This window comes from Kocuria sp. (assembly GCF_030538595.1).
Classification (GTDB): domain Bacteria; phylum Actinomycetota; class Actinomycetes; order Actinomycetales; family Micrococcaceae; genus Kocuria.
This window is the reverse complement of sequence record NZ_JAUNTS010000018.1, coordinates 16276-30267: the sequence shown is the minus strand read 5'-3', so window position 1 is coordinate 30267 and position 13992 is coordinate 16276. Positions and strand designations below refer to the sequence as shown.

Here is a 13992-nt window from a genome sequence, read left to right as displayed (position 1 = left end):
GTCTGCGCCGGAGACACCAAATGCCGTGAACATCTGCGGGCTGTGCTGGCCTCACATGGAAACTGGTCACAGGCATTCCACCTTCGGGACTATCTAAGCTGGTCTACGCAAACAAGGCACCGGACTGTATCCGCTGCCGACCAGGTGGCGTCAGATCATTGTCCTTGGCATGACGCCACGCTGACGCAACGTGGTGACCAGACACGTCGATTCGTGGCAAGGTCACGCCTGAGTGTTGATACGCCGATAATCTACATTATGTAAAGTGCTGCTGATCAGGACTCTCTGTGAAAGCTGCCGATCAGTGTCCTCTCTCACTCAACTTGTCCTCTCTCGCACTAGACATGTCCACCTACGGATGGATAAGGTCAGTCTGACCTAAAGTTTCCAAGGTGGAGGTGCGAGCGTGGCGGTCAAGCAGCGAACACTTCCGGCGAACGTCACGGACACGACGCTCGTGCTGTGGTCGTCCGAGGATGCTGGCTGGCAGTCGCAGCCCATCGACGCGAGCATGTCCAATGTTCGGTTGGATGATGCGCGGCCAGCCCGCGAGTTCGCCGCGTGGCCCGGAAAGCGGAACTACGAAGGACTGTGGTGGTCGTCGACCACCCGCTCACACGTGGGGTTCGAGTCTCTACTGGAGCGGGATGCGCTCCTCTGGTTCGACTGGGACGCCGACGTGGTGGGCGTCAGCAGCCAGCCTGTCGCGTTCCTCTGGCCGAAAGGCACGCCTGGTCACAAGTCGCATGTGCCCGACTACTTCGTGCGACTTGCGAACGGTGACGGGAAGATCGTTGATGTGCGGTCTCCCTCTGGACAGACGGAGAAGGCGCTGGCCCAGTTCAGCCTGACTCGGGCCGCGTGCGAGACAGCCGGTTGGCAGTATGAGGTGTGGGGCGGGCTTCCCGACGACGTCGCGCCCGCGCTGCGCTGGCTGTCCGGTTATCGGCAGGACCGATGCGCTCCCTCTCCTGAAACACGCGACCGGCTCATCGCGGCGTTCCGCACGGGCATCCCCCTCAGCAAGGGCGTGGAGCAGGTCGCCCGGTTTGCGCCCGTGTCAGCCGAGCTGATCATTGCGAACGTCTACCACCTTCTGTGGACTCACACGCTCACGACTGACCTCACCTTGCCGCTGTCGCTGAACACACAGGTGGTGGCCGCATGAAGTCGGTACGGCTGTGGGATTTCATCCAGTTCGACGGTGACTCGTGGCAGGTCGTTGCCCAGGAAGGCCCGACGCTCGCGCTGAAGTCGCTGACGACTAACCGCATTCGCAAGGTCGCAGTCAGCGTTCTCCTTGACGACGAGTCCTACCTGCCTGACTCCCCCATGATGCTGCCCGACATGGCGGGGCTGTCCGTTTACGAAACGCTCGACCCGTCGGCAGCCGCACGCGTTCGGTTCCTTCACACTCACGTCCACGAGGTGCTCTACGGCAAACCGCCGTCTGACCCTGACATTCCCGACGCCGCCGACGACGACCCGAACTCTGTCTCCGCGGACGCACAGGCGCCTCGCCCTGAGTACGACAGCAGCGTCCCGTTCATGGAACGAGTGCACGCCAAGGTCGCCGAACTTGCCGCAGCGGGTACGCCCATGACGGAGCGGACGCTCCGTCGGCACACCTACGCGTACCGGGACAAGGGCGTCGCGGGTCTTGTGGACGGTCGATCCACCAAACCAACGGGCACGACCGGCCGCGTTGACCCGCGCGTTGTCTCCCTCATCGAAGCGGAACTACGCGGACAGACCGATCAGTCGACCGGCACACGTTCACGGGTCATCAACAACGTCACCCGCGAGGCAACGCTCCAAGGGCTCCCCATCCCATCCCGCGCGACCATGTACCGCGCGATCGGTGTCCTCGAAGGCAACCGGCATCCGTTCGGGGACGCCACAACGCGCCGCTCCCTCGGAAACCGACCAGACCGCACGTTCGGCGGTCGCACACCATCCCGACCGGGCGAGCTCATGGAGATCGACTCCACACCCCTCGACCTCATGGTGGTCTACCCAGACGGGACAACAGGACGCCCCGACCTCACCATCCTGTTCGACATCGCCACCCGCACCCTGTCCGCGACCATGCTCCGTGCCGACGCGACCAAGTCCGTTGACGTGGCAGCGTTCCTGCTCGCCAAAGCGCTCACCCCCCTGCCCATGCAACCCGGCTGGGACGCCTCCATGACGTTCTCCCGCAGCATCCTCCCGCCCGGCGTGCTCATGGACGCCGACGACCTCGCGGACAAGATCGCAGCCAGGCCCATCATCCAACCCGAATCCATCACCATCGACCGGGGCAAGGTCTACGTCGGCCAAACCTTCACCGCAGCCTGCCAACGCCTGCAAATCAGCGTCATCAAGTCCGCGCCTAGAACCCCCACCGACAAGCCCCACATCGAGCGGCTGTTCTCTGCCGTGAACACGCTGTTCGTGCAGTACCTGTCCGGGTACACCGGACGCTCAGTGACTAGGCGTGGGAAAGACCCTTCCACGGAGGCGGTGTGGACGCTGCAGGAGGTGCAGAACCTCCTTGACCAGTGGGTTGTCGCCGAATGGCAGAACCGACCCCACCCCGGACTGCGTCACCCTGCCATGCCACGCAAGGACCTGACCCCGAACGAAATGTACGCCGCGCTCGCAGGCGTTGCCCCGCCCGTGCACGTCACGTTTGAAGCCGCCGACTACCTGGAGCTGCTGCCGATCACCTGGCGTGGCGTTCAGCCGTACGGAATCAACTTCGCCGGACTCCGCTACGACTCCCCCGACCTGCACCACCTCCGCGGTCGACCCTCCGGTCTGAAAGGCAACGCGAACGGACGCTGGGAGATCCGCTACGACCCCGGCCGGTTGAACAACATCTGGGTGCGCGACCGCATTGCGGGCACGTGGATTGAAGTGCCGTGGACGCTCGCGAAACAGGCGCCCCCGTTCTCCTATGACGTGCTCAAAGCCGCACAGGCCGCCCTCGACCGTCGCGACGAGAACAACCCCGTCAAGGTCCTCGAAGGCATCTACCGTATCCAAACCCGCGACGCAGGTTTGACGGCCAAGGAACGCCGTGCGGCCCGCCGCTCCGCCCTCGCAGAACCCCTCATACCCGACACGCCTCCGCCCGCGCCAACAACCGTCGAAACCGACAACACGGACCCCGCTCCCCCGCCCGAACCGGAACCCCCTAAGCAGGGACCGGACGAGCAGACACGACCGCGCCGCACCCGACGGCTCAACTAGGAGAACCACATGGCGATCCCCGACACCCTCCAAGCCTGGCGCGAGTACGTCACAGACGCACCCGTTGAACCCGCCCGCCTCGGCCCAGCCCAACTCGAAGCCCTCTCCCCCACCGAGAAGGCCGACTATGACGAGCAGCGGATCGCGTTCCTTGACGGAAACATCGTGCTGTCCACACCAGACACCGACGCGATCGACCTGAACACGCGGCTGCTCGTCGGATCGCTCGCGTCGAAGAAGTTCACCGCACGCCCCGGTCTCGCCGTCTCCGGCCCTTCCACTCTCGGCAAGTCCACCGCGACCATGTGGATCGCGAAACAGCACGAAACGCGCATGAGGGCCAGGACCAGCCGTGAAAACGACGACGGTTACGCCCCCGTCGTTTACGTGCCCACCCCCGCAGGGACCACCACGAAAGGCATGATGGCCGCATTCTGCCAATGGCTGGGCCTACCCATGCACCGCCAAGCAACCGCGCAGGAACTAACCGAACAAGTCATCACCGTACTCCGCGAACTGGGAACGAGCATGGTTCTGCTAGACGAGATCCACAACCTAAAAACACGCTCCACCACCGGCGCCGACGCGGCGTCCGCATTGAAAGGGTTCGCTGAGCGCCTCGACGCGGTGTTCGTGTACGTCGGCATCGACCTTCCCACCTCTGACCTGTTCACCGGCACCATCGGCGCTCAGCTCGCCGGCCGCGTCACGATGTATGAGATGCAGTCGTTCGGGCACGGGACGCAGCAGCAACGAGACGACTGGGCTGACCTGGTCGTCGCTGTCGAAGAACTCCTCCCCCTCGCCAAACACAAGAACGGCACGCTTGAGGGCATGTCCAGTTACCTGTACGACCGGACCGGCGGGTCCATTGGGTCGCTGCGCCTGCTCGTGTCTAAAGCGGCCCAACTCGCGATGGAGGACAAGAGTGAGAAGATCGATCGCGCCAAACTTGACCGGATCCGCATAGACCAGAACGCGGAAGGGCAACTCCGCGCGGCGGCGCTCCCTTCCCCGCGGGACGGGCGGGCAAGGCTGAAGCGAGCCCAATGACTCTCACTCCGTTGCCCGTACCGACCCGCTTGTACGGCGGGGAGGACGTGGACACATACGCCCGCCGGGCAGCGGGGCGAAACGGCACGGACGTGCGCCTGATCGAGAAGGCACTGTGGGACAGACGGATCGTCCGTTCACTGTCACGACGGCACCCCGACCGGCTCCAAGCGTGGCGCGAGCTCGGCGCCCTGCACCCGTCAGCTTTCACGGTGCCACAGGTGCTTATGGGGGAACGTGTCACGGACCGACTTCTGTGCCTGCAATGCGCGAGCGGGCAGGAAGCTTACGGGCGTCTCCCCACCCAAGGACAGGTTTGCGTGCGGCACAAGCGATGGATGGGTAGCACCGATCAGCCGCGCCTCCATTCGTTTCCCGCAGCGCTCACTGCCGAGCGACACTATCGGGCTACTCTCGCGACGCGCCTTGTGCTGTTCGACAGCGCCGCCATGACCATTGCCGCCGAATGCGCGCGAATGGCGGTGTCGCCTACGACGATCACTACCCGCCAAGAGACAAGCGGTGGTCTGCCCGTCGACGCCGTCCTCTACCCGGAGCAGGTCGCGTTCGCGCGCGTTCTCACCCGCGGGAGCTTGCTGGCATGGGCCACAGACCCCGCCACAGACCCCGTCGATGTCCGCAGCGCACTCGACGCGGAAAGCCGCCGGATCGTGCCCGCCACCGAGGACAACGAACCGTGGCGCGCGTCCACTCGGATGCAGACTGTCTTGTTCGCCCTCCGGTCGCACAGACGCCAGCAGTACCTCGCGCCGGGCGCCGCGGTTCAGCCCGACCGGTGGAACTTGCTCAGGCACTCTGACGAGTTGGGCCTACCCGCTGCTGTCGCGGGCGTCCTCTCCGCTGTCGGGTAAGCGCCAGACTGCGCCGGGAACCGGCGGGATCACTGTGCCGACCAGCGAGGCGCGCAGCACACGTACCAGCGGCGACTCCCACGCGTAGAAGTCCTGTGCCTCCCCGTCCTGTCGCCCCGACACACCCTTCACGTCCCAGATGCCCAGCACCATCCCTGCAGGGATCATGCCCTCCGCGAGACCCAACCCGGCCACAACCGCCAAGTAGGCCGGGTAGTCGTCGCCGCGGTGGCGCAACGACGCATACACGTTCGACTTAAACCCCACCTTCACACGGTCTAAAGAGTCCAACGGGTCAGCTCGCAACATCTCCTCCACAGAGGCGAAACCGTCTAACCGACTGAGAGAAACAACGAGCGTGTCCTGGTCAGCAGGCAGCACCCCCGCCCGGACGAACACCACCCGATCCAACGTCTCCCCCGAGTACGTGAAACCGGGGCGCCCACGGAACGCAGCGCCCCCGAAGGGCGAATCTTCCCAGTCGACCTCATCCACGAGCCCCGAACCCAAATCGACGGACTCCGCACCCCACGCCCCGTGATCAGCCAAAACCTCCACCGCGGGCGGGCTGCCCTGATCAAAAAGATCCTGCACCACCGCGTGCGTCGGTGTCCCCCGCAGGTCCTCTCCCGACGCAAGCCACGACGAGTCGAGGACCGCTGGCACGGGGCTGCCGACAATCTCAGGATGCGGCCGCGTAGTGATCACCCTCCGGTTACCCGTTTCGGAGACGTAGACGAGCCTGTACAGCAACCAGCGCGGGACGGGGACGGGCACAACCCACAGTCCACACTGACACGCCTCCAGGGACCAGCCGACTCGCCGAACGAGTCTCCCCGGCCTCCTACGATCAGAGAGTGACCGCTGACCTTTTCATCTCCTACGCGTGGACCTCCGACCAACACCGCGAGTGGGTGCGCTTGCTCGCAGCGAACCTCAAAGCCATTGGATATGACGTGCTCGTAGACGCCGACGTGGACTACGGGGACAGCCTGACCGGGTTCATGCAACGCGCAACGGACAGCCGACACGTCCTACTCGTCGTGGACGAGAACTACGTCTACCGCGCGGACCACCTCCCAGACAGCGGCGTCGGCATCGAGAACGGCTGGTTCAAGACCGCCTACGAGGACAAACCGCCGACATGGCTTTCAGTCGTGTTCAAGGACAACCCCGGATTCTCGCTGCCTGCGTGGCTAGCGCCCGAGATGCCGAAGGGCCACCCGTTCGTCGCTGACCCGACCAACGGACGGTTCCCCGGCAGTGAACAGGTCGAAGAGCTTTGGCGATGGATGGAGGACCTTCCCGCGAACCGTGACCACGCCACGTCCATAGCGACCCTGCGAGCGCGCAGCGTCCGGCTGGAGACGATCGATCGCGAGCGGGACCCCGCCTCCTGGGCCGACCCCGCGACTGAGGGAGAGGTCGACTTCGCTTACGAGCGAAGCCCCGGCCGGACCTATCGTCTGGGGTGCGGGGAGTTCGAGTTCGCGTTCTTCATCTCAGGTTGCGGGGCGCAGTCCGTGTACGTCCTCAAGGACTACATCCACGCAGTCGGGCTGAACCTCTCGGGAGCCACCCAGCACGAGGAACTGGCCTCGCAGCTCACACCGGGGCGCAGTGTCGTCGCGCACGTCGGGCAGCAGATCATCCTGCAGAACCAGCAGGGCGCCCTCTGCCTCGTCGACCTGCTCGCCGTTCAGCGTGAGGTGACCCAGCCGGATTACATACCTGCCTCAGTGCGTTTCCGGTACCGCATCCTGACCGACTCCTGACGCTCACCTTCTAGGACGAACGACCCGCGGTCAGCGTGCCCTGGCCGATTCTGTCGGTGCCCTTACCTAGACTCGACCAGAGCAACAAGCCCCGGCGCGACAGCGCCACGAGAGGAAACCCCGACGTGTCACGGCTGACCGACCTGCTCGCCCAGGCAAAAGCGAAAGACCCCACCCTGGGGGCTGACTTGGAAGCCGAGATCCGAGTGCTGCAGGAACGCCGCCCGTTCGGCCTGAACTTCGAGCGCCACCAACCTGAAGCCGTCGAGCTGCCGGGCCGCCCTGTACGCAAAGGCGACAAGGTGCGCGTCCTTCCGCCCCGTGAAACAACGACGCGCGGCGACCAGCGGCTTTGGCGGGTGACGCGGGTCGAGACCGTGGACGAGGACCGGATCGCGCACGTCGAGCTCACCGGACCTGACGGCGCATCCGAAACCCAGGTCGTGTCCGTGGAAGACATCGTGGTCGTTGCCGAGTTCCGCGACCCCATCTACCCCGGCCTCGTGTCCACCGGCAGAGTTGAGCGGGGCGGCCCGGACAAGCCGTTCCATACCGTGATCAACGCGGAGAACTATCACGCATTGCAGACCTTGCTGTACACCCACCGCGGCCAGGTTGACTGCATCTACATCGACCCGCCGTACAACTCGGGGGCGAAAGACTGGAAGTACAACAACGACTACGTGGACGGTGAGGACCTGTACCGCCACTCTAAGTGGCTTGCGTTCATGGAACGCCGGCTGTTGCTCGCCCGAGAACTCCTCGATCCTACCGATTCAGTGCTCATCGTCGCTATCGACGAACGCGAGTTCGCCCGCCTGTCACTGCTAATCGACCAGACCTTTCCGGGCGCTCGCGTCCAGATGGTGTCGACCCTAATCAACCCGAAGGGGGTTAGCCGCGGCGGATTCCGGCGGGCCGACGAGTACCTCTTCTTCGTAATGTTGGGCGCCGCAGTACCCGCACGGTTGCCACTTTCAAGAGAGTGGTCTCCCTCCCCAAAGGCGGCCTACGGCAGCGACACCGTCGCGGCTGTTGACGAGGAAGGCACCGATAACAGGCGCCGCGAGCCGGGATGGTCCTCCATGATGCGCCGAGGGTCGAACTCAGCCCGCAAGGACCGACCGACCATGTTCTACCCGATCTACTCAGACCCCGAGGGCCGACAGATTAAGTACGTCGGTGAACCGATCCCGGAGGGTGAGCGCGTTGCCCCAAGGATCGAAGGGCTGGTGCCCATCCTGCCGCTCCGTAGGAACGGGAGTGAGGGACGATGGCAGGTCGGTGCTGATGAGCTCCGTACCCGGATTGGTCAGGGACGTGTGCGTCTCGGTCGGAAGACCGACTATGGGTTCGTGGTCAACTACCTCTCCGACGGGGCGTATGCCGAGGTCATGTCCGACAGGTACCAGATCGAGGGGCGCGCTGCTGACGGGTCATTGGTTGCATGGTCTCTCCCCAGTGAGGGCGAAGACGAGCGGGTTGCCCCGACCCAGTGGAAGGTGACGAGCCACAACGCGTCCGAATACGGGTCCACGCTGCTGTCGGCGTTCATCCCCGGCAGGTCATTCCCGTTCCCCAAGTCACTCTATGCAGTCGAGGACTCGCTTCGCTTCTTCGTGAGTCATAAGCCCAACGCCACGGTGCTTGACTTTTTCGCTGGATCGGGGACGACCGCGCATGCAGTCATGCGTCTCAACCACGCCGACGGGGGCCGCCGTCAGGCGATCGTGATCACGAACAACGAGGTCAGCTCAGACGAGCAGGCAGGGTTGCGCAAGAAGGGGCTAAGGCCCGGAGACGAGGCGTGGGAACGACTTGGCATCTGCGATTACGTGACGAAGCCGCGCATTCGAGCTGCCGTGACAGGCGAGACCCATGATGGGAAGCCGGTCAAGGGGGATTACAAGTTCATCGACGAGTTCCCCCTTTCGGAGGGTTTCGAGGAGAACGTCGAGTTCTTCGATCTGACCTATGAGTCACCGTGGCGGGTCGCACGGAACCGTGACTTCGCGATGGTTGCGCCGTTGCTGTGGCTGCGCGCGGGGTCGCGTGGCCGTCGGATTGACTCAGTGCCGGAGGAGGGTTGGGACGTGGCCGACACATACGGCGTGCTAGTGAATCTGGACGCGGCGAAGGACTTCACGCGGACCGTCTCGGACGCGGAGGTTGGGTTGGTGTTCGTGGTCACGGACGACGACCGGCGGTTCCAGATGGTCGCCAAGTCGTTGCCGGAGACGGTGAACGTGGTGCGCCTGTACGAGTCGTACCTGCGAAACTTCGAGATCAACACGGGCAGGCGGTGACGGCGTGCGGTACACCCTGAAGGACTACCAGCAGGACGCGGTCCGCGACATTCTCTCCAACCTGGCCGAGGCGCGGGAGATGTTCCACAACCCGCGCTTGCGGCGCACCAGCCAGTTCGCTCTGACGGCGACGACAGGTGCGGGTAAGACGGTGATGGCCGCGGCGGTGATTGAGGCGTTGTTCTACGGGCACGACGAGCTCGGGTTCGAGCCGGACGAGTCCGCGGTGGTGTTGTGGTTCTCCGACGACCCGAACCTAAACGAGCAGACCCGGTTCCGGTTGCTCGCCGCGTCCGACGAGCTGACCCACTCCGACCTGCGCGTGATCGCGCACCCGTTCAGCGAGGAGAAGCTTTCCCCCGGCAAGGTGTACTTCCTGAACACTGACAAGCTCACCAAGACCTCCCGTCTCACCCGTGGGCACGACGCCGGGGATGAAGATAACCAGATCCCGGACCTGCGTGCCTCCGTGCGACCGGATCTCCAAGGTTTCACCATCTGGGACACGCTCCGGAACACTATTGAAGACCCCAACCTCACCCTCTACATGGTGTTGGACGAGGCACATCGTGGGTTCGGGACGAAGGCGTCGGCGGACAAGCCCACCATCCTGCGTCGGCTAGTGAACGGCCATGCGGAAGTGCCGCCGATGCCGGTCGTGTGGGGTGTCTCCGCGACCGTGGACCGGTTCGAGCAGGCGATGAAAGCCGCAGAGGTTGCCGCGTCGAGGCGGGGCTTGGACCGAGTGCAAGTGGACCCTGCACGGGTGCATGCGTCCGGCCTGTTGAAGGACACGATCGTGCTCGACATCCCGGCCGAGACAGGCGTGTTCGACACGGTGCTTCTGACCCGTGCGACGCGCAAGATCAAGGAGTCCACTGCCGCGTGGGCGGAGTACGCGGCAGTGCACGCTGACCAGACCGGTGACGGCAGTAAGACCGACCCGGTGGTGCCGCTCATGGTGTTGCAGATCCCGAACACGCCCGACCCGGACACGGTGGCGCGGGCGTTGGACGTGGTGTTCGACGAGTGGCCTGAGCTCGGCGGGGACGAGGTCGCGCATGTCCTCGGCGACCACACCACGCAGACGTACGGGCCGTACGCGGTAAGGCACATCTCGCCGGAGCGGGTGCAGGATGACACGAGCGTGCGCGTGCTCATCGCGAAGGACGGCATCTCCACCGGGTGGGACTGTCCCCGCGCGGAGGTGCTCATGTCGTTCCGGCCCGCGAAGGACGCAACCCACATCACCCAGCTTCTCGGCCGGCTCGTCCGCACCCCGTTGGCGATGCGCATTGAGGGGAACGAGGTCCTGAACAGCGTGGAGTGCATCCTGCCGTTCTTCGACCGGAAGACCGCAACTCAGGTCGTGCAGATCCTTACCGGAGAGCTGGACGGGTTCCCCGACCCGACAGGCCGGCGTGTCCTCATCCGCCCGGAGACGATGACGCCCAACCCGGACGTACCGGACTCCGTGTGGGACGCGCTCGTGTCCCTTCCGTCGCAGTCGCTGCCACGGAAGGGCGCGAAGCCTGTGAAGCGGCTGACCGCGCTCGCGCACGCCCTCGCCGTCGATGGTCTCAGACCCGATGCCGGCGCAGACGCACACAAGGAGATGCACGCCGTCCTGAACGGCGCGGCAGCCCGCCACAAGGAGAAGCTCGACGCCGCCGTGTCGGAGATATGGACCGTGCACGGGGAGGCTGTCGCAGGGCACCATGGGCAGACGGGCGTGTCGCTGGACAGGTTCACTGAGGTCGCGGATGACAGGTCGATCCGGGATGCTTACAGGCAGGCCGGTCGGGTGTTCTCCCCCGACCTGGCGGGCACGTACGTGGACCTGCTCGCTGGACCTGACGACGACCAGGACGACGACGGGCTGCGGGACGCGTACGTGCAGGTCGCCGCCCTCGCGCTCGTGCCCGAGGTCGGTGATGACTTGGACCGGGAAGCCGAGAAGCTCACCAGGGAGTGGTTCGACCAGTACCGGGTCGCGATCAAGGATTTAACCCCGGAGCGGCAGGCCGTCTACAACGACATTCGCGCCATGTCCGTCGACCCGCAACGCATGGACCTGACCCGGCCTAAGAACGCGCTCGTGGAGACCGCCTACCCGCCCGAGACCGAAGACTCCGAGCCCAAGCCCATGCCCACCCGGCCCAAGCATCTCCTCGCGGGAGCGGACGGCCAGTACCCCGTCGGCACGCTTAACGACCTGGAACTTGAAGTGCTCGACCGTGAACTGGCACGGCCCGGCGCCGCCGGCTGGTACCGCAACCCCGCCCGGTCCGCCCAAGACTCCCTCGGCATCGCCTACAAGGACGCGCAAGGCACGTGGAAGACCATGAGACCCGACTTCGTATTCTTCGACCACACTGGGCCCGGAGTGCGCGTTTCCATCGTTGACCCGCACGGCCACCACCTGTCCGACGCGCTCGTGAAACTGCGCGGGCTCGCAGCGTTCGCCGCCGAGTACGGAGAAGAGTTCCACCGCATCGAAGCCACCTCACGCACAGGCGACCAAACCCGCGTGCTCGACCTGAAGAACGCGCATGTCCGCGCGGCAGTGGACGCAGCAGGAGACGCCAAGTCACTCTACGAGTCCCCCGTAGCGGGGAACTACTGAGACCGATTCCCTGCTCCGCAGCGCGGGAGGGGCGGGCTGTCGGTCCGACGTCGTAGATTTTTACCGACGGGCGGCACGTCCGTATGACCAGCGAGAGGTGAGTCGGCATGGACCTGATCCGGGCGAGGGTGTCCAACTACAAGTGCGTTCTGGACTCGGACTGGTTCAGACTGGAGCCTCTGACGTGCCTTGTCGGCAAGAACGAGTCCGGCAAGACAGCCGTTCTTGAGGCGCTGGAGAAGCTGTCGTCGGCTCGTCCAGAGCGTGCCGACTTCTCGTCGACGGACTTCCCTCGGGTCTTGGGTGAGCCGAGCGGCGAGACCGCGATCGAGGCGGTATTCGCCTTGTCCGACCACGAATACGAGTCGCTGGCCGACATCGCTGGTACTGAGGACGCCATCACGAGCCGTGAGGTGACCGTCAGCAAGGGGTATGACAACACGTTGGAGTGGAGCCTTCCGCTGGATCACGCCGCATGCGTGCGAGTGCTGGTGGATGATTCGGGACTGGCCGATGATGAGTCAGAGGCCCTCGCCGGGTGCAACACTGCGAGCGCCCTCATCAAGGCGCTCTCCGAAGTTGCGGAACCGAGCGCGCGACAGACGGCCTTCCTCACCGAACTAGTCGAACGGTTCCCGGCTAAGAGCCTCACTGGGACGGTAACCCGCTACCTGGAACAGCACCTTCCGCTGTTCGTGTACTACTCGAACTACGACCGCCTTCCGGGTCGCGTGAGCATCAACCAGCTCCAGACGCACGTGAAGAACAACACCGTCGAGTCACTCACCGGCGGGCCCGTCTTCCTATCGCTCCTGTCGATGGTTGGCCTGTCCCTCGATGATTTGGTGAGTGCCACGTCGTGGGAGCCCCTCGTCGCGAAGTTGGAGTCCGTAGCCGCCCGGACCTCTCGGCAGATCTTCAAGTACTGGTCGCAGAACAAAAACCTGAAGGTCCGCTTCATGCCCCATGCTGGTTACCCCGGCGACGACGCACCCTTCAACACGGGTAACGTGTTCGAGACGCGTATAGAGAACACCCGGCACGACGCGACCATCATCCTCGACGAGCGCAGCACAGGCTTCGTGTGGTTCTTCTCGTTTCTCGTGTGGTTCTCAGAGGTGCAGAAGCAGCACGGGGACAACTTGGTCGTGTTGCTGGACGAGCCCGGTCTTACCCTGCACGCCAAGGCGCAGCACGACCTACTGCGGTACATCAGGGAAGAGCTCCTGCCCAAGTACCAAGTCATCTACACAACCCATTCACCGTTCATGGTCGACCCGGCCAACGTGGGCTCCGCTCGCACCGTCCAAGATGTTGACGGGGATGACGAAACGATCCTCGGGACCAAGGTCGGTGACCGGGCACTGAGCGCAGACGGGGACACGCTGTTCCCGCTCCGCGCGGCACTGGGTTACGACATCTCACAGACGCTGTTCGTAGGCGAGCACACGTTGCTCGTCGAGGGACCATCCGACCTGCTGTACCTCCAGTGGGCATCCTCTGAACTCGGAGGGGAGGGCCGTACCCGGCTGGACCCCAGATGGACGGTCACGCCGTGCGGGGGGATCAGCAAGATCCAGTCTTTCCTGGCCTTGTTCGGTGGCAACAAGCTCCACGTGGCAGTCCTCACCGATCACGGGCACGGCGACAAGGCCAAGGTCCGTGACTTGCGCGCTTCCCAGCTGCTCCGTGACGGTCACGTGTTCACGGCGGATGAGTACTCCGAGGACCCGACCGTCGGTGAGGGTGACACCGAGGACATCCTCGGCGCGTCGGCCTACGCGACTGTCGTCAACGCCGCCTACAAGCTCCAGGTAAAGAAGCGCGTCAAGGTGACAAGCAAGGACCGTCCCACGCGCATCGTCCCCGCAGTCGAGGAGCACTTTCGTACGCTTCCTGCAGATGTGGACGAGTACGACCATTACGCGCCTGCGGCCCACCTCATCAAGCATCCGGACGTCCTTACGGGGAGAGAGAGGTCGCAGGCTCTAGACCGATTTGAGGCACTCTTCACAGCACTGAACGCCCTGTTGTAGGAACGAACCGCTGGCTGTTCGTGGTGTCGGCTCCACGCTAGAAACGAACGGGGACCCGTCCCCTACCTGCGTGTTCTGATATCGCGA

9 protein-coding genes are annotated in these 13992 nt (G+C 64.4%); 8 read left to right on the top strand and 1 reads right to left on the bottom strand.

Translation table 11 applies throughout. The features are described from left to right. Positions 1-406: 406 nt before the first annotated feature. From Q4G32_RS12990 to Q4G32_RS12975, 4 genes are all read left to right on the top strand, one after another. Positions 407-1168, top strand: coding sequence for a TnsA-like heteromeric transposase endonuclease subunit (locus Q4G32_RS12990; RefSeq protein ID WP_303352008.1), 762 nt, complete (start codon positions 407-409; stop codon positions 1166-1168). Then, positions 1165-3237: a Mu transposase C-terminal domain-containing protein gene (locus tag Q4G32_RS12985; protein ID WP_303352006.1), complete on the top strand. Its 2073-nt coding sequence runs from the start codon at positions 1165-1167 to the stop codon at positions 3235-3237. The genes Q4G32_RS12990 and Q4G32_RS12985 overlap by 4 nt, the downstream gene beginning before the upstream one ends. Positions 3238-3246: 9 nt before the next feature. After that, positions 3247-4290 carry a TniB family NTP-binding protein gene (locus tag Q4G32_RS12980; RefSeq protein WP_303352004.1) on the top strand — a complete coding sequence of 348 codons (1044 nt, stop codon included), beginning with the start codon at positions 3247-3249 and terminating at the stop codon, positions 4288-4290. Between the two features lie 449 nt (positions 4291-4739). After that, complete coding sequence (locus Q4G32_RS12975) at positions 4740-5162, top strand: hypothetical protein (RefSeq protein WP_303352003.1); 423 nt, start codon at positions 4740-4742, stop codon at positions 5160-5162. Here Q4G32_RS12975 and Q4G32_RS12970 read toward each other — a convergent pair. Next, positions 5121-5756 carry a hypothetical protein gene (locus Q4G32_RS12970; protein WP_303352001.1) on the bottom strand — a complete coding sequence of 212 codons (636 nt, stop codon included), beginning with the start codon at positions 5754-5756 and terminating at the stop codon, positions 5121-5123. The two genes, Q4G32_RS12975 and Q4G32_RS12970, sit on opposite strands and share 42 nt — an antisense overlap. Positions 5757-6019: 263 nt before the next feature. Between Q4G32_RS12970 and Q4G32_RS12965 the strand changes: the two genes are divergently transcribed. The 4 genes from Q4G32_RS12965 (at position 6020) to Q4G32_RS12950 (ending at position 13905) form a co-directional block, all read left to right on the top strand. Then, positions 6020-6937, top strand: a complete 918-nt coding sequence (locus tag Q4G32_RS12965) for a toll/interleukin-1 receptor domain-containing protein (RefSeq protein ID WP_303352000.1) — start codon at positions 6020-6022, stop codon at positions 6935-6937. 125 nt (positions 6938-7062) lie between these two features. After that, entirely contained in the window at positions 7063-9243 is a 2181-nt protein-coding gene (locus Q4G32_RS12960; RefSeq protein ID WP_303351999.1) for a DNA methyltransferase, read from the top strand. Positions 9244-9247: 4 nt separating this feature from the next. Continuing rightward, positions 9248-11869: a DEAD/DEAH box helicase gene (locus Q4G32_RS12955; protein ID WP_303351998.1), complete on the top strand. Its 2622-nt coding sequence runs from the start codon at positions 9248-9250 to the stop codon at positions 11867-11869. A 107-nt stretch (positions 11870-11976) separates the two neighbouring features. Beyond that, positions 11977-13905: an ATP-dependent nuclease gene (locus Q4G32_RS12950; RefSeq protein ID WP_303351997.1), complete on the top strand. Its 1929-nt coding sequence runs from the start codon at positions 11977-11979 to the stop codon at positions 13903-13905. Positions 13906-13992 lie beyond the last annotated feature (87 nt).